Consider the following 23,518-nt stretch of genomic DNA (forward strand, 5'->3'; position numbering starts at 1 on the left):
TTATAAATAAACTCAAAGATATCTTCTTCTCCTACTGCCACAAAAGAAATAATCTATTGCTTATTTCTTTTATTAAATTGTAATATAATTACAGTATGTGAAATTATATTACATTAACTTTAAAAACGAAGTGAGAATAATCTTCACTTCGCTTTTTTCATTTGCAATCCTTATTAAATTTGCTCAATGCAGTATTTATTTCCACATTCTTCGCTTTTATTTAATCGGTTTCTCTGTTTTTAAGACAAATGAACTTAATGCAGGAACTTTAATTTTATTGTCATGGACAACATAAAGTGGTTTACTTCCCGCCTGCTTGCTGTCTACTAGTACTTTCCAAGGCCCTTTCGATGGAAGTGTTATTTCAACAGCTTCTCTATTTGCATTGTGAGCCACTGTAAAGTATTCATTTTTATTCCCCTCTATTGTATAAGCTACAGTATTTTTCGGAGCATCAATAAATGATACGTGTGTTTTTATTTGCTCTGCAGATGTCATTCGAAAAGCTGAGTACTTTTTGCGTAATTCTATTAAACCCTTCATATAATCTACTTCATTATTAAACGTTGCACGGCGCAGCCAATCCATCTGGTTAATTGAATCTGGAGATTTGTAACTATTATGATCACCGTATTTCGTCCGCATAAACTCTTGCCCTGCATGTAAAAATGGAATTCCTTGTGATGTTAATAAAATTGAAGAAGACAATTTGTGCATTTGTTTTCGCACTTCTTCACTGTCACCTGAATTAGTTAACTCAAGTTTATCCCATAATGTATGATTGTCATGTGCTTCCACATAAGTTAATACCTGTTCCGGATCTTGATAGGTAGACGAATTTGTATCGTAGTCAATACCTGCCGTAATACCTTTTTTAATACGATCTTCCATGTTTTCCTTTCCATTTATAAAACCATTTTCCTTTTCCTCAAATACACTACCTTTCAACCCATCACGTATATTATCGTTAAAATGAGCAATCCCTTTCATTTTCTCTGCATTTTTTTGATTTGCTTTCAGCTCAGCTGCAAGAGGTGTATTTAAATCCCATCCTTCTCCGTGTAGTATAATAGAAGGGTCAATTTGATTAACAGCTTTACGTATTTCATTCATCGTTTCATAATCATGAATACCCATTAAATCAAAACGGAATCCATCTAAATTGTATTCTTTTGCCCAATATGTGACGGAATCTATCATAAATTTCCTCATCATTTTTCTTTCTGAAGCAGTATCATTTCCTACTCCAGTTCCATTTGCAAATGTTCCATCTTCATTGTAACGATAATAATAACCTGGAACTAACTTATGGAAATTAGATTCAGCAGCGTTATACATATGGTTATATACTACATCCATTACCACACGAAGATTATTATCATGTAGTATTTGAACCATTTGCTTTAATTCAGTTATTCGAACAGTTGGCTCATAAGGATTTGTAGAATAGGAGCCTTCTGGAACGTTGAAATTTTTAGGGTCATATCCCCAGTTATATTGCGGTTCATTTAAAGTCTCTTCATTTACTGAAGCATAATCAAATATCGGTAAAAACTGAACGTGAGTAACACCTAGATCCTTTATATGATCAAGTCCTGTTTTTACACCTTCTGGCCCTTTTGTTCCTTTTTCTGTTACACCTAAATACTTCCCTTTCTGTTTAATACCACTTTCAGGTTGGATGGAAAAATCACGTACATGTAACTCATAAATAATAGCATCTTCCGGATTTTTAAATTTTGGCTTTTTGTTTGCTTTCCATTTTTTCGGATTTGTTTCTTCTAAATCAACAACCGCACCTTTATCTCCATTTACAGAAGCAGCACGTGCATACGGATCAACTGCTTCAGTCCACTTATCACCAATTTTGACCTTATACGTATAAAAGAGCCCTTTTTGGTTCCCTTTTAGTTCTGCTGTCCAAGTTCCCTTTTCACCTTGTTGCATGTTTATTTCAGTACCTATTTTATCGTTCCATTTTTTATATGTAACTAACTTCGCTTCACTTGCAGTAGGAGCCCATACACGGAACTTTGTATGTTGCGCGGTATATGTATTCCCTAAATCGTTACCACTATAATAAAATAAATTATCAAATTCCTCGCTACGAATGACTTTACCAATTTCAGTATTCGTATCAGCTAAGTTTTCTATTTTAAGTTTGTATGTTTGTTTTAAATCAATTTTCTGTTCCGTAATTATTTTAACCTTATTAGTAATATCTCCACTGTTTGTATCATAAGGAGTAATATTTTTAATTTTAATGCCTTCAATTTCAATTTTCTTTTCCTTAATATTAAACGGGACATTAGTCGTTACAGTAATTTCATTGAAACTATCAATAGTTGCTTTTTGAATTGAGAGATCCGATGAAGGCTTAGAGTTATATACTTTTTCATCACCCGAAAGAATCCATACTTCAGCACGACCGTCCTTTATATTTTCAATCCAACGATCCCCACCATCTTTTTCCCATTCATTTGTTCGAACTATAAATCCTACACGATTATAGTCACCGTCTATTTTTATCTTAGCGTATTTTCCAAATTCATCTTCACCAGTAAATTCATAAGATGTACCATTTGCATTTTCTCCCCATAACCAAAGATTCCAGTCTTTTGTATTTCCAAGCTTTTCTTTGTAATGAATGATAATTTCAGTTGTTTTCGAATTTGAAACTGCCTTCACACTCTGAAAGGAGAAAACAGATGATAACATAATGATTAAAGTAAGTAATAAAACTGTTTTATTAATTAATCTTTTTGTAATTTGCACCACATACACCCTTTCTTCAAATATTACTAACGATTTATTATGCTTACACTGAATAATACTGCTTAAATTAATCTAGAAATCTCTTTTACTTCACCTCCATATTGGCTATTTTCACGTATGTATTTCAATGACCTTTTAATACGAAAGCGTTTGCATTAATGCTTAAAAAAATAGATTTGTTTATGCCTTCATATATTTGTAAATACTAAAAGATCAGGGAAATCATTTTAAAGCAATCGTTTGTTATCGCTTTCATTTTATAGACTTTCTATCAAGAGGTCAATATATTATTAATTTTCTGTTTTTATACACTTTAAACCTTATTTATTTGTCGCTACTTCTTAAAGAGAAAGCGCCTCATTATTGCTTAGTCAGTTTATTTTCAATAATACATTGCTACGTAAAAAAACAGCTAATATCCTTAAAATGATATTAGCTGTTTTTTTCATAATGTATTAATATATGAATGAAAACTATATTTCTAAATTACTTAATTTTTGCTGCATCAAATGCTTTTTGAACTGCTTGAACTTCAGCTGTATTCGCACCATATTTATTAGTTGCCACTCGAATACATGCTGATTTCAATTCTTTGAAATTAGAAGTCATGTTTAACTCATCTGTATTTGCATAATAGAAAATATCAAACATTTTATCTTCACCAATTCCTTTAACAGTTACTCCGTTATGAGTTCCGCCTTTCGCAATGAGATACGCAACTTTATTAATAATACTTGAATTAAAATGAACACCGCCTTGATCCCATCCATTAAAATCGTTAAATTCACTGTAATCATCTGGATAAGGTACTCCTAGTGAAGATGGAACAGAAGCTGGGTTTTCCATATCACGGAAAACAGATCCCGTTTGTTCTCCCATTGTCCAGTTAAATTTTCCATTATTTACGTATTTCTCAATAGATGTTCCCATAATATCAGATAGCGCCTCATTAATCGCACCAGATTCCCCGAAATATTCAAGGTTAGATTCGCTAGAAGTAACAGCGTGTGTAAATTCATGTCCAGCTACGTCATATGCTTTAACAATAGGATCCCCATATACAAGCATACTTCCATTATTAGCACTTAATGCATTCTGCCAATTTTTCGGATCATTCGTCTCTTCAGAATCCCAAGCGTGTACAACTGAAACTACCTTTTGTCCCTTATTATCAAAGCTATTACGCTTGTATTTATCTTTATAAAAATCAAATACTTTTGTTGCTAAGTAATGAGCACTTACTGCTTTTGGATCGTTAAATGTTGCCGAAGTACTAGTCGCTAATGTACCAGGATAATAGCTTTCTTCTTTAGTAATATCTCTGTAATTCACATCATATGTTTCAATTCCTTGCCCTCTTGTATAATCAGCAAGAGCATATTTACCATTACTTTGTTTAGAGATACCAAATGAACGAGAAATACCTAAATCATCTTTTCCTGTTCCGGTTAATGATGTAAGACTGCTTTGTTTACTTTTCTTTAAAGCTCCAACTAGTTTGTCACTGGCTTTTAAGTTAGATTCTTGTACCATATTTTTTAACATATCACCATTTTGTGCATTTACTAAATAAGTACCAGAAACATAGTTTGGTGTTGCAGCTTCAAAGGTAACTTGGTATGCATTTTTTGCTTGTCCATTATTTTCATCAACAAAAATAACCTCTTTAACTTCTGGCTCAGTAATAAACTTGATATCGTTCCCGTACTTCGTATAAATAAATTGTTTTGCTTCATCTTTTGATAGATTAATAGGTTTTTTCAATTCTTCTTGTTTTAAATTTTGCGCGCTATCACCTGAAACACTTTTAATAACACCATTATTATCTACGTGTGCAGTTAATTGATGACCATATACTTCTTTTCCTTCGTATGTTTGCTGCATACGTACAAGTGTAGTTCCATCATACGAACCACGTTTTTGAAGGACTTTATAATCTACTCCTGCTTCTCCATTGACTTGTTTTTGGGAGAGAGCTTGCTCTGTTTTCTCCTTAAGTGCATCCTTTACTACATTTTCTGGTGTCTTTTGTGACGGTTGTGTCAGTTCACCCGAACGGAACGATTCTTCCTGAATTTGAACTTGTAGTTGATCTGTTTCCTCTGCATGACCTACCCCATATGGTGCCACAGCTGTTAAAGCTAATCCTGTTGTTAATGCTACCTTAGTTAATGTCTTTTTGTTTTTCATTATTTCACCTCGTATAATTTTTGAAATAGAAAGCTTGTACAAAGTATACTGTCTATTTCTGTCGGAAAAAAGAGAAAATACACAATTTATGTAACATTATGCAAAATTACATAAATTGTGGTCAATATTATAAATAATGAACGGAACACATATGTACATTAATTTGAATAAAAGAGAGTCCTTATAGGCGCTCATCCAATTGGTTAGTTATTAATTATCTATATTCATTGTAATAAAAGTATACTTACCTCTAAATAACAACATAAAAACCCACTCTTTACTATTTTAAGAGTGGGTTTAATGTTATTAAAATAACAATTACTATAAGAAACCTTATAATTTATATTTTTTTAGTAATCCTACTAAGTTTTTTGTAAAATTCACCTTTTGTTTTTATATGCTTAAACTGATTTGGATTAATATTTGCTTTTTGTGAGAGTGCTACAATCTCTTCTTTTGTAATTGAATCTTTCGTATTTATAGATACTATATTTGTGTATTTTCCGTCTTCTGTTTTTGGAATTTCTAAAATCCCATTATTCACAAGATCAACTACAGCCTTATGCTCTGAAGAATGTAAATCTACACCAGTAATTTTCCAATTATGCATAACTTTCGGTGTGTATACACCGTTCTTTACCTCTTTTAAATATGTAATAGCAAGGTTACGAATGGTTCCACCTGTTTCTCCAAATGCATTCTCTTGTTTAGATGACCAAATTTGTTCAAACTTACGCCCCTCTAAAGCTCCCCCTTTTGCCTGAAGAGCCTCCATTCTATATGCATTCATTCCCAGCGTCATAACATCGCTCATTTTGATTGGTTTGTTTGTACGAATAGAGCGTAAATTTGTAATTCTGCTTCCGTATGGTTTTGTTAAGTCAATTTCGTATTTTACGCCTCCAAAGAAATCGTTCGTACTGTATTTAGATGCACGGCGGGTTTTATCAAAGCTAACGGTTACATCTCCGGCACGAGATGAGTTAAAATATCCTGCTGCCCATTCCATATAGTCTTTTAAATCTTTTCCAGAAATCTTATATACTGTAATTTCTCCCAAGGCATATTGGTAATTGTACGCAATATCTTTTTTCTTAATAGGACCTGTATCCAAACGGGCATAATCATTATCAATTTGATGGGCTACTACATCTGCTTTACTGTAGTAGAGCATGACTTCATGAAAGAAATCTGATAAAGGTGTTTCTTGAATCTGAACACTTGGAATACCCTTTATTTCATTTTCAGGAACAAGATTTCTATCCTTTAATTGAGCGACTACAACATTTGCATCTCCTCTCGCATATTCGTGAAAAGGTGTTAGTGTTTCTTCAAGTGTAGGATCAGATAATATCGTTGTTCCATCAGCATTTTTTACAGGTATAGCGGTAGCAGTTTTATCTTTTAAAACCAACTTCCCATCTTGCTTTGTAAAAGTAAGGTCAATACGTGAAATATGTGTTCCATATTTATCTGGCTCTGTAATAATTACGCCATTTACAACTTCTTTTTTTACAAGTTTATGCATGTGAGCCGCAAAAATAGCGCTTAGTTCCGGACAAGCATTTGCAATATCTTGAACACCAGTACCAGGGATACCATTCTCATTTTCTAATCCCATATGCATAACTCCTACCATTACATCTACTTTACCTTCTAATTCCTTAATTGCCTTTTTCGTCTCTTCTACCGGATTTTTCACCACTAAACCATCTAAGTGATCTGTCCCTTTTTCAAAATCACTAATCATTGGTGTATTCATACCAATAATCCCAACTCTAATTCCATCTTTTTCTACAATTGTATATGCAGGAAGAAAGCGCTCTCCATTTTTCTTGTAAATATTTCCTGCTAACGTTTTTCCCTTATATTGCTCACTAACTTTTTTCAATGTATCTAATCCAAAGTTGAATTCATGATTTCCAAATGCCCAGGCATCATACCCCATTGTATTCATCGCTACCATCATTGGCGATTGTGGCTTATCGTTGAATAATTCTACTGAGTTTCCTTGAATTGTATCCCCGGCATCTACTAATATGGTATTTGGATTTTCTTGACGGACCTTCTTTATAACCGTATAAAGCTGCGTCAAACTTCCACTCATATTTGCTCCATCAAGCGCATAATCCCAAGGCATAAATCTACCATGAATATCTGCAGTACCTAACAATGTAATATTAACTTCAGATTCCTCAGCCTTAGAGATAGATGGTTTGACTATTACTGCCGTTCCAAGCAGTAATAGAATTACAAAGTAACATACATAGTTCTTCCATTTCATTTTTTGCATAATAATAATATTTCTCCCCTTTTTGTACTTTCATAAAGTTGCTTGAACTTTAAAAATGTAACTTATTATTCAGGAAACTTCAACTACAAAAGATAATTTTGAAGGTGGTTCTGTTGCAAAAATAAAGAGAATAAATTGCATACATCCCCTAACAGAATTGTATTTTATCGTTTTCTGACAGAATACTCCTTCCTTAAGCGTGTGAAGTGTACTTTCAAAATAAGAACATATCTTTTATCATTATTTCAATTTATTAAAACGGGCATATACAATATGTTATGATGATTAATTTTTTGAATTTCGTTGCTGATTTATTTCCTTCTAAATAAAACACTTTCAAAAAAAATAACCCCGCTCTTCATTTAAGACGGGGTTACACTTATACAGAAAATCGGATAGTTTCATATTTTCTTAAGCTTATTGGTCACTTTCAACTAATTTCATTCTATTTTTGTTTTCTTCTGAATCAATATGAATCAACCATTTTCCTTGTTTATAATACGTATCAATAACTAGGGAATAATTTTTACTTTTCAATTTCACAAAGCAATTTTATCTCTTTGATTTGTAACATATGACGCTGTTCATGCAAATAGATCAGTTCTATCCACTGATCAAGGGGCAATTCTCCAAGAGCTGGATGCATCACTGATTTTTTCGCTAATACAGACTCATCTTCTATTGTACTCAGGAAACGCATCAATTCTTTTCTTGATTCGTTTAGCATATTGAGCATTTGCTCCACTTCAAATGGTTCTATACTTGGTTCAATCATTTCTGGAGCTATAAACTTTTTCGTTCTATCTAATAAAATAGTATGAATTTCTTTACGCACATTTTGGGTACTATCTAACTTTTTTAACCCTGAGGAAATAACTGTTATCACTCTCTCATCTAATAAAACTAAATGATGACAAACTTGTGCAATACTCCATTTATCCTTATCTGGTTTCCTATTAAATTGAGCATCACTCAACAAAGAAATTTCCTCAACTAATTGATTTCTCGTTTCATAAAACTTTTCATTTACAAATGTGTCCATGCGGATTCTCCTTTCATTGCAACCTACATACTTAAATTTCTACGCTAAAAATATTATCTTCGAAAACAGATTTTCTTTCACTACTATTCCAATTTCATTTTAAAGCCACAAATGAAGTTATTTGTTTTTTTGTATGTTTTTAATTGGCACAAATAAATCAACCTTTAACTTTCCTTCTAGATCTTCAGCAACATTATTTAAGCAAAACTCTAAGTTATCTCTATCATAATCTGCACCATACTCACTATTTAGTAGCCACTCTGCATACATGTATTGATACGCTTCACTTAATTTATGAGGTTCATCATAGAACTGGTATAGACCATATGTACCTCCATCTAATCTTTTAAATTGCACGTCATGATACTTTTCTTTATCGAAGTTTTCAGGAATCGTAACACATGCATCATGCCGGCACTTATGACTTGCAACAAGTTCAGGATTATCTAATGATATTCCGATAAATGATTGCTCTGGTGGATACAGTTTATTTTCAATTGACCAGTTCAGTAACTTCCCCCAGTGATCTTGCGGTTCAAAGTAGCTACCAGTTCGTCTTATATACGCTACTTCTAATGGTGGTAATTTTTTTATAACAACTTTCATTTATATCTTCTCCCCTATAAATATGTACACTGTTTAATTAGCTTTTTTTTACATTTATTCCTTCTTAAATTAAAAGAATTCTCTAATCATATAAAGTGAAACTTTAATCAGCGGGAGATGAATTTTAATTGAAATATAATTGATTACTATTACTACTACTAAAGTAGTATGTACTTTCATACTTTTATTTGATTTTACATTCTTTTTAAATCGATATATTAATTGTAAGAAAATAAAAAGGTGGAGGATTTTAATTGATTAAAGGAATATACGAAGCGCATTTACCAGTGAGTAATTTACAACAATCTATCGGATTTTATGAAAAACTAGGGTTGAAGTTAGCCTGGAGCGATGAATCAACAGCATTCTTTTGGATTGAGGATGGGAAAAGTTGGCTAGGATTATGGGCGGGCTCTGAATACGAAACAAAATATCATCCTTCTTTACGTCATATTGCATTTAGAGTTTCATATGAGGATTTAAAAGAATCATTATATTGGTTACACTCACTTCAAATTAAAGCTGTTCCGTTTGGGAGTAATGAATCTATTGAACCATTTGTCCGTCCACATCAAGGTAATGCATCTGTTTATTTTATTGATCCAGATGGTAATAGCTTAGAACTTATTTGTCATATTTTTGTACCTAACGCACTAAAACATATAAATGATAAATTATCCTTTAAAGATTGGGAGACACTATTAGCTGACACATTTGAATGAATATTAGTTATAAATCATAATGGCTCACCTTTATTTTTATAACATGTATAACAATCTTGAATAATAATCTCCTATCAATTTATCATTAAATAAATGTAAAAAATGGCCCTATTTATTCATTTTTAATGCGTATGTATGTACATTTGTTAATTTATTCGATATATTATGGGTATTGAATGATTACGTAAAGTGTAAAGGTCGCTTATATAACACCTTATATTTTTATATCCGTGAAAACTACAAAGTGTATGAAAATCCATTTGTCAAATGAATTTAGTGCGGAAGGAGGTTTGTGGTTACTTCATAGGGTATAATAATCAGTTTTTACTGATAAAAATATAGGAGGCGACATAATGTTTCGTACGATTTCAAATTTCATGAGAGTAGCTGAGATAAGAAGGAAAATCCTTTTTACACTAGCGATGTTAATCGTTTTTCGAATTGGCACGTTTATTCCAGTTCCTCATACTAACGCAGAGGTATTAAAAGTACAAGATCAAGCTAACGTTCTAGGTATGTTAAACGTATTTGGTGGAGGAGCATTGCAACATTTCTCAATCTTTGCTGTAGGTATTACACCATATATTACAGCTTCCATCATAGTACAATTACTACAAATGGATGTTATACCTAAGTTTTCGGAATGGGCAAAGCAAGGAGAAATGGGCCGTAAGAAATCAGCTCAATTCACTCGATACTTTACAATCATTCTCGCATTCATACAGGCCATCGGAATGTCTTATGGCTTTAATAATATAGCAGGTGGACAATTAATAACAGATCAAAGCTGGACTACATACTTATTTATTGCGACAGTTTTAACTGCAGGTACTGCATTTTTACTTTGGTTAGGCGAACAAATTACCGCTAACGGAGTTGGTAATGGTATTTCGATGATTATCTTCGCAGGTCTCGTTGCCGCGATTCCAAATGTTGCAAATCAAATTTATTTACAACAATTCCAAAATGCTGGCGATCAGCTATTTATGCACATAATAAAAATTGTTTTAATTGGACTCGTAATTTTAGCGATAGTTGTTGGTGTTATTTACATTCAACAAGCTGTACGTAAAATACCGATCCAATATGCAAAAGCTGTTTCAGGAAACAATCAATATCAAGGAGCAAAAAACACTCATTTACCGCTTAAAGTAAATAGTGCTGGTGTTATACCAGTTATCTTTGCTTCTGCATTTTTAATGACGCCGCGTACAATTGCGCAGCTCTTCCCTGATTCAAGCGTATCAAAATGGTTAGTTGCAAATCTTGATTTCGCACATCCAATTGGAATGACACTTTATGTCGGTCTTATCGTTGCTTTCACATACTTCTACGCATTTATTCAAGTAAATCCTGAACAAATGGCTGAGAATTTGAAAAAGCAAAATGGATATGTTCCTGGTATTCGTCCTGGTAAAGCAACTGAACAATATGTAACTAAAATTTTATACCGTTTAACATTTATTGGTGCAATTTTCTTAGGTGCAATTTCTATATTACCGCTCGTATTCACGAAAATTGCTACGTTACCACCTTCTGCTCAAATTGGTGGTACAAGCTTACTTATCATTGTCGGTGTAGCACTAGAAACTATGAAGACGTTAGAAAGCCAGCTTGTAAAACGTCATTATAAAGGCTTTATTAAAAAAGTGAATTAATTATCAAAAACACAGTTGGTTATTTTTCCAACTGTGTTTTTGATTTTATCAGTCCTGTAATATACAGGGCTGTTGCTTTATTAAACTACATCTCCTTCTCTAATAACCGCCCTTTTTTGAAATAAGTCCGTAGTGTTGAACGATTGGCCAAAAATACACCAATCAATATAAGACAAGCTCCCATTCCCATTGTAGGATTTAAGGGTTCTCCTAATACGATATAACCTACGATAATTGCTATTAATGGTGATACATATAACCACGTCGATGGAAATACTGGGTTTGTTTTTGATAAGAGCCAGTAATATAATCCGTGTCCACCGATCGATCCGATAAATATGAGATATAAAATAGGCCATTGTACACTCCATGAAGTTAATACAGTTACATTTGGTTGTTCTACAATAATAGATGCGATTAATAGTAAAATCCCTCCATAAAACATTTGAATTCCGTTAATAAGAAATGGTGATACATTTGATAAATCTGAAAGTATTTCTTTCGAACGAATAGAGCCTATTCCGTAAAATAACTCTCCTATAACTAAAACAATACAAGCAATACTCCATATGAAACTTACTTGTTGATGCATTCCTGGTAAAGAAACAAATATAACACCTATTAGTGCAATAACTAAGGCAACGAGTTGTTCCTTTTGTAATTTCTCCCTATTCCTCTTTGCTTGTATTAATAAAATCATCATTGGTCCCGTAGCAGAAAGAACAGCAGCTAATCCCGAAGAAATATATTGTTCTGACCAATATAAACTTGCGAATGTCATAAATGTTAAACAAAATCCAGTATACATAATACGTTTTGAAAATATATGTGGCATAATTTCTTTTCGCTTTAATTTAAAAATAATCATAAGGATTATACCCGCTAAAAAGAAGCGAATTCCTGCTGAAAACAACGGTGGCGCCCCTGCTTCAATTCCAATTTTAATCGTTAAAAATGTTGTCCCGAAAATAATACATACTAAAATGTAATTAAAAATGACCATTTTACTTCCTCCTTTTTACTCTTAAAATGAGTATAGAGGCTATGGTGTATAACAGTGTATCGGTACATATAACAGTTACTTCAAGTTGTAGTTGATTCCCTATATATTTTTCGCTTTAATTAAATTAAAAAGAAAAATAGGTGAACCTATGAAGATTGTATTGCGTAAAGAATCAAACATACCGTATTACAAGCAAATATATATGCAAATTGTTGAAAGAGTACAAAGTGGTATGCTTTCACATGGTGAATCCCTTCCTTCTTTACGTTGTATGGCCACAGATTTACAAATCAATGTATTAACTGTTCGTAAAGCTTATAAACAGTTAGAAACGAAAGGGTATATACGCATCGAACAAGGAAAAGGTGCTTACATATATAAACGTGTAAAGAAAGATTTCAAACCGATACCGTATAAATGGCAACAATCAAGATCTATTAATGTTATGCGTTCTCAATATGCAATGAATAAACACCGTAAATATTATGATTTTTCACAAGCAATTCTGTATCCCCGTCTGTTACCAAATCCATTTTTGGCAGACGAAATGCATAAATTGCTAGATAAAAATCCGATGTTGTTAGCAACTTATGGGCCAGTTCAAGGCGATTATGAATTGCGAGTTGAAATAGCAAATTACTTAAATGAACACCAGAAATTAGTGACGGACCCATCTCAATTATTAATTACAAGCGGAGCACAACAAGGAATTGATTTAATTGCTCAAACATTATTAAAACCTGGAGATACTGTATTAGTAGAAAGTCCGTGTTACAGTGCCGCGCTTGATGTTTTCATCAATAAAGGTGTTCAAATCATTCCTGTTTCTCTTGATAATCATGGAGTTCGCTCCGACTTAATTGATGATATTTGTCAAAGTAAAAATCCCGTTTTATTGTATACGAATCCGACCTTCCAAAACCCGACAGGTACAGTAATGAGTAAAGAACGAAGAATGGAACTTATAGAACTAGCGGAGCTATATCAATTTTTTATCATTGAAGATGATTCTTTCGGAGAAATATATTTTGAAGATGCTGTAGTACCACCTCCAATCAAAAGTTTTGATAAGGATGGCCACGTAATATATATAAAAGGATTTAGTAAAACGTTAGCACCAGGATTGCGTATTGCAGCACTTATTGTCGGTGGCCCTATTTTTGAATGGCTATATGCAGTGAAAGGTTCGATGGATATCGGTAGTCCTTTATTAACACAAAAGGCACTTCTACCGTTTTTACGTGCGGAACGTATGAAAAATCATTTAGAAAAATTACGAACAGCTTTACAAATGAGACGTGATTTAACAATTGATATATTATCGCCATTAAAAGAACTAAACTTTGAAATACCAAATGGCGGTTTTAATTTATGGGTGACACTGCCTGATTCGATAGATCCCTTTACCTTATTACAAAAAGCAAATGAAGTAGATGTCTCTTTTTTACCAGGAACAGCTTGTCTATTAAATTACGAAACAAATGATAACCAATTAAGAATTAGCTATTCAATGTTAAACGAGAAAGATATGGAAATTGGATTAGAGAAATTACACGATACAATACGAAACAGTATTTGTTAGAAGTAATATCACAATAGCCAACAATAAATAATACCCGCAAATGAAAATGTATAGTATGGGATATTATCTATTGTTGAGCTTTTTCGTTATTCAAATCTAGTTACTCTATAAGCTGTAATCTTTATTATCATTCCACTTTAACTACAATCTTTCCTCTAACATGTTGTCCTTCACTCAAAATATGAGCTTCTCGAACTCCTGCTTCATTAAATGGCACCACTTTACTTATGATTGGTTTGATTTTTCCGTTTACAATTAAAGCTGATAATTCTTCTAATTGTTTTCCATTTGGTTTTAGCCATAAAAATTCTGATTTTATTCCTTCTACTTTTTGTAGTGGTTCATGAACAATAGAAACTAGAACACCACCAGGTTTAATAATTCGAAAACTTTTTTCTTGCACTTCGCCACCTATTGTATCTAACACAATATCAAAATCTGATACTAGTTCTTCAAATTTATCTTTTTTATAATCAATAACGAGATCCGCTCCTAAAGACTGTAAAAATTCTTTATTTTTACTACTAGCAGTCGTGGCAACAAAAGCTCCAAATGATTTTGCGATTTGGATTGCCAAACTTCCAACGCCACCAGCTCCAGCATGAATGAATACACGGTCATTTTCTTTTATTTTTGCGTAATCTACAAGACTTTGCCACGCTGTAAGTCCTGCAAGAGGAATAGAAGCTGCTTCTTCGTAACTAATATTATTAGGCATATGTGATACTAAATCTAATTGTACTGCAATGAATTCAGCATAAGAGCCGCTTCCTATATTTTCAGGTTTCGTAAACACTTTATCTCCTATATTGAAGCACTCTACATCTTCTCCAACTTCTTCAATAACTCCAGCTACATCTAATCCTAAAGTGATTGGAAATGAAAAGCGTAACTGTTCTTGTAAGTCACCTTTTCTTATTTTCCAATCAACTGGATTAACAGATGTTGCATGAATACGTATTAATACCTCATTATTCTTAACAATCGGTTTTAAAACTTGTCTTTCTTTTAATTCTTCAACACTACCATATTGATCAATAACAATTGCTTTCATTTCCTCTCCTCCTTGCTGTTTATTTTAATAACATACAATTATTTCTCAAAATTTTTTGCCTTGAATTACCATATACTTATTTTTGGGGGTAATTATGCAAAAAGCATTATAAAGTAAAACTTTAATCATTCCTCACCAATCGGGCTCTTACTGCCCGGCAAATAGCGGGATGAATTTCAAAAAGAATCTTACACACATCTTAGAATTATTCAAAACTGTATTATTAATTAAATTCAAAAGAAATGGGGCTAACTTTATGAGTGAAAAGATATTTAAAATAAACGGTATTGATATATGTACAGAAAGCTTCGGTAACTCTAATGATCCCGCTATTTTATTAATTATGGGAGCTACTTGTTCAATGATATATTGGGATGAAGAATTTTGTGAACAGTTGGCGAACACAGGAAAATTTGTTATTCGCTTTGATAATCGCGATGTTGGACGCTCTGTTACATATGAACCTGGCACTTCAAATTATTCAGTAACAGATATGGCTGAAGATGCAATCGGAGTATTAGACGCTTATCATATTGATAAAGCCCATCTTTTTGGTATGTCATTAGGTGGTATGATTGCTCAAATTGCCGCTGTAAAACATCCCGAAAGAATTTTGACGCTAACTTTACTAGCGACTAGTATAATAGGATCTGATAATAATACTCGCGATTTACCCCCAATGGATGAAAGGATTTTAACACATCATGTAAAGAGCGCAAGTATAGATTGGACAAATAAAAATGATGTGGCAGAGTATTTAGTTTCAGGATCTCGTCTATTATGTGGATCAGAACGAATATTTGATGAAAATAGAGTTTATACACAAGTAAAACAAGAAATAGAACGCGCAAACAATTTATTAAGTATGTTTAATCACGCTTTACTTCAAGGTGATGATGCATATGAAGGTGTACTTCACTCCATACAAGCACCAACATTGGTTATTCACGGAACAGACGATACAGCACTCCCATTTGAACATGGCCTCGCACTAATTGATGAAATTCCAAACTCAGTACTATTAACTCTTAAAGGGGCAGGTCATGAAAATCATCCAAATGATTGGGAAAGCATAATTACTGCGGTTTCTAAACATACATCTGAAATTTAGACAAACAAATAATTAACAGAAGGGGCACAATTTGTATTGTGCCCCTTCCATTTACAAACAAAAACCCATCACTGTATTCGTATGTATAGTGATGGGACTTCTTATATTTTTCTATGTTTAAAAAAATGGACAATCTAATTGATCAACAGATTCCCATAATTTTTTTTTTGCATTTTCAGTGGATGTATTTGCTTCTAGTGTCATGTTTTTAAAAGGGTTTACTTCGACTTTTAATAAGGATGAAGGCTCCACATATAATGAGAAAACATGGCTGCTTGGTAAAGCTTTTGAAACGTCAATATCTCCTACTTGTTTAAATAATTGCTGCGCAGCAAAAAAGAAGAAATTAGTTGGATTTGATTGTTTATTCAGCCACGCAAGCATTTCAGGTGATACCGATTTATGAATATTGATTTTTACTCGATCACCACGTTTATATCGCCTAGATCGCATACTTCCACCAACTAACTTATCGTTAAGTTTGTAAATCCTAACTCTTTTTGCTTATGCTCTCTATATTTTGGCGAACAAGTATAAACTAATAATCCTCGTGCATTTGTAAATAACGGATTATCTACAAAGATTACATTTTTGAGTCGTCCTTTTTGCTTTAAAATCATTTTTAAACTGTTTTTAATAATTACTGCACCCCCGCCATAAATAAACACGTATGGATCGTCTTTCATATCATCAATTTTATTTATAATATCTGTTGCAACACGTGCTGCTAAACCTAATAGCGCTGGCTGTGATTCCTCAACTAATAAGGTATTTCTCGGATGCTTATCATTTAAATAAATTTGATTGAATTCTGTAATACTATCAATCGTCTTAGTTGGATACTTCCGGTTCCATCTCGTAATGATTTGTAGTAACGTCTCTTTTACACCATAAGATAAACCTTTACTTAGTTGCGGACGGAAATTTACCCCTAATGAAACGACTTCTTCTGTCGTCCCTGCACCAATATCAAAAGAGAGTAGAGTTTTATCTACAAAATCAATTTCAGAAACTTGATTTTGCTCACATTCTATTTTATGTTTCACAACATTTCCTTCTTCATCGTATACAATGCCCCACGTCCCAGAAGCACCCTCAGGCAGGCATTTACAATACTCAATTGAAACATTAATTGTCACATCGCGTCCGTTCGGATAATGGAAAATAACCTTATGATTTCCCATATAACGTTTTGCATTTTCAGCAGCTATTTCTTGTGTAATAAGCTGCATAGGAAGAGCGACAGATAAATCATATCGAATATTAATATGGCTAGAAGTTGGACTTTGACGCATAGCGCTTACCGCCAAACCTGATAGTATTGTAATAACCATTAACTCATCCGTTGACTTATTTGATTTCTTCTCTACCTCAGTACCTTTTAATTGATCTTGAATGACTTTTTCTCCAACGATGTATCGTACATTATTTAGCATTAACGATGGCGAACTTATAGTCACATCAATGTGGTTTTCTAATTCAGATAATGAAACATCTACCTCGTCTAAGAGTCCTGTAGGCTCACCTATATATAAAGAATAAATACTCGGAATAAAAATAGGGTCTTGCCCTTTCACCATTAACTTCAAACCGTTGTTTCCTGCATCTGCACCAGCTTTTAAAAGTATAGACATAACTACCCCCTAAATTAATCTGACATCCCTTCCAAATATATGCGAGCCCATTCTTTTACATTCAAATGTATTGTAATTTTTTATTTATCATAAAACCAAAATATTGCATACTTACATATTATATGTAAAAAGTATTTGACATGATTCTTTTCCAATTTTATACTTATATTTGTAAAGAGTTTTTTACAATCGAGGGGGGAATTATTTATTGAATACTAAAAAAACTATTTTTATAATCATTGTTTTAGCATTAATTGCAATACTAGTACATGGCACATATAAATACATCACTGAAGGTTCTATTTTGGGTGGTACGATTTTTGCTATCTCGTTAATACTTAGTAATTTAATTAATCACATTACTTGGGGAGATCCCCACGGTGTATCAGAAGAAAGTCAAGATGAAATGGGCCAGCAAATTACATATAAAAGCTTTAAAATTGCGTATTTTGTGCTTGTAGTTGTAATGTTCCTTTTATTAATCTTCTCCGAAGGATTTTCTATGGGGGCTAATTTAGATGGCGTTAAAAACCTCCCTCTGTTCATCGCAATTTGCTCTTCATTCTTTATTTATCCTATTGTCGAACTCATAGTTGCAAAACAATATAAGTAAAAAGATGAGGTTTTCTACATGTAGAAAACCTCATCTTTTTATATTTACATACTCTCTACAATTGCTTTTAATTTATTCACAGTACGCCAATTCCTAACTGTAGCTGGTGTATGTAACTTCTGAAACTGGTTCATTAATTTAGAATTTCGAATGCTATTTTTGAAAAACAAATAAGCAACCTTCTCATCTATATAGCAATCTTCAAGTTCACTTTTAAATGTAAGCAATTGACTACTTTCCTCTTCAGAAAGTACATTAGCTAAAAAAGCAACATGAACACTTTCTCCTTCTAACAATGAATGAACTTCATACGGACATTGTTTAATAATATTTATAAATTCACCATATGTTCTTAGCATAACTGGAACATCGAAATCAAATTCATTTTTTATTTCAGATTGTATTCGGTCCTTTAGAAAGTTTATATCTTCCTCAGATTCGAATACGATATTACCACTTTGTATATATGTTTTCACTTGTTTTAACCCTATTGATTCAAACACTCGTTTTAAATCAGCCATTTTGATTACTTTATGTCCACCGACATTGATTCCTCTTAGTAATGCAATATAAAGTGTCATATTATTCCCCTCACAATAAAATAAACTTATCAATTGAATCGATTTTCCCACTCATATTTCTCGGATATTTGTTTTAATTCTTCTAACATATCATGAATAGATAATACCTCAAATAAAATAATAGACTCACTTGAAAAATGGTGATGATAATGATTTGGTTTATAATCTTTTAAATCATTTTTATAACTCCAAGTTGAGATATTAAAAAATTCACAAACTAACACTGTAAGAAAAACTGCAATCCCAGTTTTAATCACTCTTCCCCCAACGATATTCCATTTTCTATCTTGATTCATTTTTTATATCCTTCATTTCTGTTTCATTTTATATACATATATTATATATTACTAAAATAAAAAAACCTACTACGTGAATATTCAAGAGTAAGTTTTCTATCTCATTATTTCATTATAGGTAAATGCATTATTATTTGTTGGCCAATTGGTCCCATTCTTCTAAAACCTTTATCCTCGAAGCCGACTTTTGCATATAAATTTTGTGCAGGAATATTTCTTTCATTCACAGCAAGTACAACTTCATTTTTTATTGGAAAATAGCGTTTTACAAACTCTTCTAATAATAACAATGACTTTTTAGCGAATCCTTTTCTTTGTCTATTGTGATTAATAGAAAATGACGTTAAAAGTAAAGCATCCTCATTATCTGTGAACTCCTTTACTCTATCTCCCGTTTCCAATGCGAAAAGACCCACCGGTACGCCATTGTAATCTAAAATAACAATCACATTTTTTGTACGATCACTTTTTGCTTTTTCCAGTAATGCGCTTGGATCTGCTGTAAACTGAACTTGTTCACTTGGTAAAGTAAATGTTTGTATAACTTCTTTATATTTCTCCTTATACGGAACTAATTGAATTTCCCCTGTGTGTATGTTCATGCTAAACTCTCCCATTTTTTAGCTTATTAACTTATACCTTGCTGTGCTTTTGAATGCACTCTTCCATCTAAAAAGGTAATTTCAACAAATGAATTTGGATTGTTTCCTTTCCAAGCAAAAATTTGTTTAATTTGTGTAGAATGTTCTACCCCTTCTTCTATAAGTAAATCCCCTTCAAAACCAATTAAATCTTTCACTTCTGTATAAGTCATTCCTTCATTTATGTTCGAGAAATGATTTATATTGATAGATTCTTTCTGTTGCCTTTCCATCACAGTAGAAGAAGTTGCTGTTTGATTTTTCACTTCTTTTCTCTTTTCACACGCTGTCATACTGAAACCTAAGCATAAACTAAACAATATACATGCGCTTTTTTTCATCATAACAGTTGTCCCTCCCATCATAATTAAACCATATATTCCCTTAAAAATAAACTGAATATTTAATATTATAGTTAAAAACCTCGCACAATTAAGTACGAGGCTAATTTCATTTATTCAAATGATTATTTGATTGATCATCCTGTTCTTTTCTTAACTCTTGTTCTTCATCTTTTGGTAATTGTTTATCATTATCTTTAATTGGATTCGTTTCTCGATTTTCAATCATATCATTTGGAACTTGTGGCATTACTCGTCCCACAATAGCCGCTAATTCATCTAGTATACCTTCACCTGTTTTTCCTTTTTTAATTTGCTTTCCGATTTGTTTGAGGCGTTCATACGTATCAACATCTGCTACAACGACTGCATTAGCACCGTCAGGGTCATTTTTTAAACTTTCTGCAACAGAATATTTAATTGATTCAACACGAGTTCGATCAAGTTTTGCTTTTACGTCTATACCTACAATAGCATATTTTCCAACAACGACCGCTGTCGCATCATTCACACCTGGCACACTTGCTGCTAAAGATGCTAAATGATCTGCCGCTTTTTCATTTGGCTTATTTGATTTATTCGTATAATTAACATTTTTCATTGAAACATTTTTTTGTTCCGGCTTTTCGTTTGGGTTTTCTTTTGTTCCAATACTGCATCCAGTTATAACGAAGCAAAGCATTAATATATATATTAGAGTTTTCATTATTTTCACCACTTCACTTTTAAGGTTTAATCATAAATTTTTTCAACAGCTTGCATTTTCTTTACCTTTTCCTCGGCCCCGCTATTAGCATTAATGAATATTTGGTACGTATCTTTTCCTAAAGTACCTACAAATTCATAGCAAAGTACTTCATTATGCAAATCATTAACTACTACAGCTTTACGTTCTTCCATTACTTTTACATCCGGATTGATTTTCTTTCTTGCTTCTGCTGCAGTTAGCTTTGCCGATGGAACTGTTCGTTTTTGATGTGACGCTAAATATTCTTTTGCGGAGAACCCTACGATAGAACCGTCATCTAAAGCAATTTTCATTTGGATTGCTTCTGGATAAATTCGTACTCCATTTTCATTTACTACATACGTAAATACACCAACATTATCATATTGAGAGCTATCATAAAGCTCCATATTATTAAACTTATGATCCTTTAAAAATTTTAAACCTTTACTACCTGCATCGTTTAAACTAACTTTCTGTTCTTTAATTTCGCGGTTATTCATAACCCAAATTGGATATCCGCCTTTTCCGGTAATATCCATATAGAACTCATTGTTCGTTGCTTCATCTTTAATTTTCACACTATAGAAGGATTCTTTCGCACCTTTTCCACTTTTCTCTACATCTACTTTTTCATTTCCTTTTAAATTTAAAAACGATTTGGCAATTTTCGCCGCTTCATCTTTAGAAATTGCCTTTCCTTCCGCTTCAAATCCGCCTTTTTTATTTTTTTGCGCACTTGTAAAGGTCGGTCCGAAGTTTGTAGAAGAATATGATGTTACGTTTTTCTCTACAGTTTTCAATCCATCAATAATTGTGTTATCTGCTGGATCACGATTTGATGCAAGTGCCATTTCTACATCCATCCAGCGTAAATTATTTTTCAAAACAAGATGTTGTACTTTTCTTAGTTCATCTTGTATATTTCCTGCATTTGAATATAAAGTTTGTAGCGTTTTATATTCTTGCTCATTTAACGGCTCTTTTTCTAAATCACGAATGGCTGCACGGTAACTGAAATCACCGATATTCGCTAAAAATTCTTCCGTTTTATTAAATGGCATTAATGTTAAAGGAAGTTGTCCAACATCTGAGCGAGCTTCAGATGTTAAACGCCATACATCCGCTAATGCAGGTGATAAAGATGATCGTGAATTCATCGCAAGTGTTGTGCCAATTTTATCGTGTAATAAATCGACTTCGTATGCTAAATCATGGAATGCACGTTGATAGCTATTTTCCGCTCGAATTAAAACCGCATTTTTCTCTTGGTGCTCTTTATAGCCCCAATAGCCTGTTCCTACTACACCGACTGTTAATAATACAATGATAATACCTCGTAACATTGTCCCACCTCCGCTCTATTTACAGAAAATATGTTTACCGATTTTTTTAATTTGTGGACGAGTCCAAATCCATTTACTAGTCGCAGTATCTGGATTGAAATAATATAAAGCATTTCCTGTTGGATCCCATCCGTTAATCGCATCTAAAACTGCTTTTTTTGCTGTTTCATTTGGCGTTAAATATATTTGTCCATCGGCTACTGCTGTAAATGCTCTAGGCTCAAAGATTACACCTGAAACAGTATTTGGGAATGACGCACTTGTAACACGATTCAAAATAACGGCAGCTACTGCAACTTGTCCTAAATACGGTTCACCACGTGATTCGCCGTATACTGCGTTTGCCATAAGCTGAATATCATTTTGAGAATAACCGTTCGGAACATTTGTCCCTTTATTTTGAGGTGGTTTATTCTCTTGTGCAGTTCCGCCGCTATTTCCTTTATTCGTTGTTGTCCCTTTATTAGCAGTTGACTTGTCATACTTCGTTGCCTTCACGAGCATTTGCTTCGTTTTAGCTCCAGCTAAACCATCAACGGGTAATCCGAATTTCTCTTGAAAATTCCGAAGTGCCCAGTATGTACCCCATCCGAAAACACCATCCACTTTTCCCGTATAAAATCCGTTATATTTCAAACGAGATTGCAGTTCAATGACATCTTCGCCAGATGCTCCTCTTTGAATAACTTGATTAGAAAAAGCTTCTACATTCTTTAGTTGTATACTACTGACCATTAAAGACAGTCCTATGAACGCAAGTAAAACTGCTATTTTAAAAATAGCTTTTTGGCGCATAATTTTCCCTCCTTAATTACGGAAATGATTTCTTGGTTATGTTTTGTAAAAGCCTCGCTTTTATGTAAAGAAGACAAAAAAATCCAAACTAATATCGTTGAAAAAATATGTAAACAATATAAAAAAAGGATGAAAGGAGTTCATCATGAAGAAATCGTTAAAACGTGTCGCACTCGTCATTCTGTTCCTAACAACATGTTCAAATATATATACAGACTCATCAATTGTTCATGCGCAGCCGCCGTATGCCAAATGGGGTAAACTTGCCGTAGAAAAGACGAAAGAACAATACCCAAAAGCAGAAATTATTGACTATCTTCATATAGGTAGAAAACCAAAAACAGTTCAAATAACTGTTGAAAAATTTAAATTGTGGTTACGTGAAGATGGAAAAGAATATGGTGTTTTTGTTGATGTAGAATTTGAAACGAAGACGGAGAAATTTATAAAGTTGTCGTTTCAGAAGACGAGTAGATAAAGTGAAACCCCACTGTTAAAAATGGAAACA

General features: G+C 33.0%; 22 protein-coding genes. 6 read left to right on the forward strand and 16 right to left on the reverse strand.

Features of this window, described 5'->3' with window-relative positions; genetic code table 11:
- Positions 1 to 216 precede the first annotated feature (216 nt).
- The 5 genes from pulA to BUA87_RS05225 form a co-directional block, all read right to left on the reverse strand.
- A complete protein-coding gene (gene pulA / locus BUA87_RS05205) occupies positions 217 to 2,775 on the reverse strand; it encodes a type I pullulanase (protein WP_072938668.1) in 2,559 nt (852 codons plus the stop codon).
- A gap of 486 nt (positions 2,776 to 3,261) precedes the next feature.
- Positions 3,262 to 4,965, reverse strand: a complete 1,704-nt coding sequence (locus BUA87_RS05210; protein ID WP_000791461.1) for a M4 family metallopeptidase — start codon at positions 4,963 to 4,965, stop codon at positions 3,262 to 3,264.
- A 340-nt stretch (positions 4,966 to 5,305) separates the two neighbouring features.
- On the reverse strand, positions 5,306 to 7,258 hold the full coding sequence (locus tag BUA87_RS05215; RefSeq protein ID WP_072938672.1) for a bifunctional metallophosphatase/5'-nucleotidase: 1,953 nt from the start codon (positions 7,256 to 7,258) through the stop codon (positions 5,306 to 5,308).
- Positions 7,259 to 7,784: 526 nt separating this feature from the next.
- Positions 7,785 to 8,300, reverse strand: coding sequence for a DinB family protein (locus BUA87_RS05220; RefSeq protein ID WP_000379380.1), 516 nt, complete (start codon positions 8,298 to 8,300; stop codon positions 7,785 to 7,787).
- A gap of 117 nt (positions 8,301 to 8,417) precedes the next feature.
- Positions 8,418 to 8,906 (reverse strand): AraC family transcriptional regulator, encoded by a 489-nt coding sequence (locus tag BUA87_RS05225; RefSeq protein ID WP_000869614.1) that lies wholly within the window; start codon positions 8,904 to 8,906, stop codon positions 8,418 to 8,420.
- A 254-nt stretch (positions 8,907 to 9,160) separates the two neighbouring features.
- On the opposite strand from BUA87_RS05225, the gene BUA87_RS05235 reads away from it, so the two are divergent.
- Both BUA87_RS05235 and secY read left to right on the forward strand, forming a co-directional pair.
- A complete protein-coding gene (locus tag BUA87_RS05235; RefSeq protein WP_000589642.1) occupies positions 9,161 to 9,628 on the forward strand; it encodes a VOC family protein in 468 nt (155 codons plus the stop codon).
- A 353-nt stretch (positions 9,629 to 9,981) separates the two neighbouring features.
- Positions 9,982 to 11,286 carry a preprotein translocase subunit SecY gene (gene secY / locus BUA87_RS05240; protein WP_000490135.1) on the forward strand — a complete coding sequence of 435 codons (1,305 nt, stop codon included), beginning with the start codon at positions 9,982 to 9,984 and terminating at the stop codon, positions 11,284 to 11,286.
- Between the two features lie 85 nt (positions 11,287 to 11,371).
- Here secY and BUA87_RS05245 read toward each other — a convergent pair whose 3' ends face one another.
- Complete coding sequence (locus BUA87_RS05245; protein WP_072938675.1) at positions 11,372 to 12,289, reverse strand: DMT family transporter; 918 nt, start codon at positions 12,287 to 12,289, stop codon at positions 11,372 to 11,374.
- 148 nt (positions 12,290 to 12,437) lie between these two features.
- Here BUA87_RS05245 and BUA87_RS05250 point away from each other — a divergent pair, with 148 nt between their 5' ends.
- The gene (locus BUA87_RS05250) at positions 12,438 to 13,871 is read left to right on the forward strand and encodes a MocR-like pyridoxine biosynthesis transcription factor PdxR (RefSeq protein ID WP_072938679.1); all 1,434 of its coding nucleotides are present in this window, start codon (positions 12,438 to 12,440) and stop codon (positions 13,869 to 13,871) included.
- A 127-nt stretch (positions 13,872 to 13,998) separates the two neighbouring features.
- On the opposite strand, the gene BUA87_RS05255 is transcribed toward BUA87_RS05250, so the two are convergent.
- Entirely contained in the window at positions 13,999 to 14,925 is a 927-nt protein-coding gene (locus tag BUA87_RS05255) for an NADP-dependent oxidoreductase (protein WP_072938682.1), read from the reverse strand.
- A gap of 256 nt (positions 14,926 to 15,181) precedes the next feature.
- Here BUA87_RS05255 and BUA87_RS05260 point away from each other — a divergent pair, with 256 nt between their 5' ends.
- The gene (locus BUA87_RS05260; protein ID WP_001290781.1) at positions 15,182 to 16,036 is read left to right on the forward strand and encodes a BCA family alpha/beta fold macrolide esterase; all 855 of its coding nucleotides are present in this window, start codon (positions 15,182 to 15,184) and stop codon (positions 16,034 to 16,036) included.
- A 117-nt stretch (positions 16,037 to 16,153) separates the two neighbouring features.
- Here the strand turns inward: BUA87_RS05260 and BUA87_RS05265 are convergent, their stop codons facing one another.
- Together BUA87_RS05265 and BUA87_RS05270 are read right to left on the reverse strand one after the other, a co-directional pair.
- A complete protein-coding gene (locus BUA87_RS05265) occupies positions 16,154 to 16,489 on the reverse strand; it encodes a hypothetical protein (RefSeq protein WP_001257761.1) in 336 nt (111 codons plus the stop codon).
- A gap of 11 nt (positions 16,490 to 16,500) precedes the next feature.
- Positions 16,501 to 17,670 carry a ParM/StbA family protein gene (locus tag BUA87_RS05270; protein WP_000025622.1) on the reverse strand — a complete coding sequence of 390 codons (1,170 nt, stop codon included), beginning with the start codon at positions 17,668 to 17,670 and terminating at the stop codon, positions 16,501 to 16,503.
- 208 nt (positions 17,671 to 17,878) lie between these two features.
- On the opposite strand from BUA87_RS05270, the gene BUA87_RS05275 reads away from it, so the two are divergent.
- Positions 17,879 to 18,283 carry a hypothetical protein gene (locus tag BUA87_RS05275; RefSeq protein WP_001093141.1) on the forward strand — a complete coding sequence of 135 codons (405 nt, stop codon included), beginning with the start codon at positions 17,879 to 17,881 and terminating at the stop codon, positions 18,281 to 18,283.
- A gap of 44 nt (positions 18,284 to 18,327) precedes the next feature.
- On the opposite strand, the gene BUA87_RS05280 is transcribed toward BUA87_RS05275, so the two are convergent.
- From BUA87_RS05280 to sleB, 7 genes are all read right to left on the reverse strand, one after another.
- Positions 18,328 to 18,864, reverse strand: a complete 537-nt coding sequence (locus tag BUA87_RS05280) for a DUF1697 domain-containing protein (protein ID WP_000177384.1) — start codon at positions 18,862 to 18,864, stop codon at positions 18,328 to 18,330.
- A 29-nt stretch (positions 18,865 to 18,893) separates the two neighbouring features.
- Positions 18,894 to 19,160, reverse strand: coding sequence for an aromatic acid exporter family protein (locus tag BUA87_RS05285; RefSeq protein WP_072938685.1), 267 nt, complete (start codon positions 19,158 to 19,160; stop codon positions 18,894 to 18,896).
- A 104-nt stretch (positions 19,161 to 19,264) separates the two neighbouring features.
- Positions 19,265 to 19,777 carry a GNAT family N-acetyltransferase gene (locus tag BUA87_RS05290; protein ID WP_072938688.1) on the reverse strand — a complete coding sequence of 171 codons (513 nt, stop codon included), beginning with the start codon at positions 19,775 to 19,777 and terminating at the stop codon, positions 19,265 to 19,267.
- An 11-nt stretch (positions 19,778 to 19,788) separates the two neighbouring features.
- Positions 19,789 to 20,145 (reverse strand): hypothetical protein, encoded by a 357-nt coding sequence (locus BUA87_RS05295; RefSeq protein WP_016512697.1) that lies wholly within the window; start codon positions 20,143 to 20,145, stop codon positions 19,789 to 19,791.
- A gap of 106 nt (positions 20,146 to 20,251) precedes the next feature.
- Positions 20,252 to 20,848 (reverse strand): YhcN/YlaJ family sporulation lipoprotein, encoded by a 597-nt coding sequence (locus BUA87_RS05300; protein WP_000854060.1) that lies wholly within the window; start codon positions 20,846 to 20,848, stop codon positions 20,252 to 20,254.
- Positions 20,849 to 20,874: 26 nt separating this feature from the next.
- A complete protein-coding gene (ypeB, locus tag BUA87_RS05305) occupies positions 20,875 to 22,215 on the reverse strand; it encodes a germination protein YpeB (protein WP_016081334.1) in 1,341 nt (446 codons plus the stop codon).
- A gap of 15 nt (positions 22,216 to 22,230) precedes the next feature.
- Entirely contained in the window at positions 22,231 to 23,010 is a 780-nt protein-coding gene (sleB, locus tag BUA87_RS05310; protein ID WP_001249053.1) for a spore cortex-lytic enzyme, read from the reverse strand.
- A gap of 145 nt (positions 23,011 to 23,155) precedes the next feature.
- On the opposite strand from sleB, the gene BUA87_RS05315 reads away from it, so the two are divergent.
- Positions 23,156 to 23,488, forward strand: coding sequence for a DUF3889 domain-containing protein (locus BUA87_RS05315; protein WP_016512695.1), 333 nt, complete (start codon positions 23,156 to 23,158; stop codon positions 23,486 to 23,488).
- Positions 23,489 to 23,518 lie beyond the last annotated feature (30 nt).

The sequence above is a fragment of the Bacillus sp. bc15 genome (assembly GCF_900142585.1).
Taxonomy (GTDB): domain Bacteria; phylum Bacillota; class Bacilli; order Bacillales; family Bacillaceae_G; genus Bacillus_A; species Bacillus_A cereus.

Excerpts from the sequence above, each read along its gene's own strand:
- BUA87_RS05210 (WP_000791461.1), bottom strand. The coding sequence starts at position 4,965 with ATGAAAAACAAAAAGACATTAACTAAGGTAGCATTAACAACAGGATTA.
- BUA87_RS05215 (WP_072938672.1), bottom strand. The coding sequence starts at position 7,258 with ATGCAAAAAATGAAATGGAAGAACTATGTATGTTACTTTGTAATTCTA.
- BUA87_RS05220 (WP_000379380.1), bottom strand. The coding sequence starts at position 8,300 with ATGGACACATTTGTAAATGAAAAGTTTTATGAAACGAGAAATCAATTA.
- BUA87_RS05225 (WP_000869614.1), bottom strand. The coding sequence starts at position 8,906 with ATGAAAGTTGTTATAAAAAAATTACCACCATTAGAAGTAGCGTATATA.
- secY (WP_000490135.1), top strand. The coding sequence starts at position 9,982 with ATGTTTCGTACGATTTCAAATTTCATGAGAGTAGCTGAGATAAGAAGG.
- BUA87_RS05245 (WP_072938675.1), bottom strand. The coding sequence starts at position 12,289 with ATGGTCATTTTTAATTACATTTTAGTATGTATTATTTTCGGGACAACA.
- BUA87_RS05250 (WP_072938679.1), top strand. The coding sequence starts at position 12,438 with ATGAAGATTGTATTGCGTAAAGAATCAAACATACCGTATTACAAGCAA.
- BUA87_RS05255 (WP_072938682.1), bottom strand. The coding sequence starts at position 14,925 with ATGAAAGCAATTGTTATTGATCAATATGGTAGTGTTGAAGAATTAAAA.
- BUA87_RS05260 (WP_001290781.1), top strand. The coding sequence starts at position 15,182 with ATGAGTGAAAAGATATTTAAAATAAACGGTATTGATATATGTACAGAA.
- BUA87_RS05265 (WP_001257761.1), bottom strand. The coding sequence starts at position 16,489 with ATGCGATCTAGGCGATATAAACGTGGTGATCGAGTAAAAATCAATATT.
- BUA87_RS05270 (WP_000025622.1), bottom strand. The coding sequence starts at position 17,670 with ATGTCTATACTTTTAAAAGCTGGTGCAGATGCAGGAAACAACGGTTTG.
- BUA87_RS05280 (WP_000177384.1), bottom strand. The coding sequence starts at position 18,864 with ATGACACTTTATATTGCATTACTAAGAGGAATCAATGTCGGTGGACAT.
- BUA87_RS05285 (WP_072938685.1), bottom strand. The coding sequence starts at position 19,160 with ATGAATCAAGATAGAAAATGGAATATCGTTGGGGGAAGAGTGATTAAA.
- BUA87_RS05290 (WP_072938688.1), bottom strand. The coding sequence starts at position 19,777 with ATGGGAGAGTTTAGCATGAACATACACACAGGGGAAATTCAATTAGTT.
- BUA87_RS05295 (WP_016512697.1), bottom strand. The coding sequence starts at position 20,145 with ATGATGAAAAAAAGCGCATGTATATTGTTTAGTTTATGCTTAGGTTTC.
- BUA87_RS05300 (WP_000854060.1), bottom strand. The coding sequence starts at position 20,848 with ATGAAAACTCTAATATATATATTAATGCTTTGCTTCGTTATAACTGGA.
- ypeB (WP_016081334.1), bottom strand. The coding sequence starts at position 22,215 with ATGTTACGAGGTATTATCATTGTATTATTAACAGTCGGTGTAGTAGGA.
- sleB (WP_001249053.1), bottom strand. The coding sequence starts at position 23,010 with ATGCGCCAAAAAGCTATTTTTAAAATAGCAGTTTTACTTGCGTTCATA.
- BUA87_RS05315 (WP_016512695.1), top strand. The coding sequence starts at position 23,156 with ATGAAGAAATCGTTAAAACGTGTCGCACTCGTCATTCTGTTCCTAACA.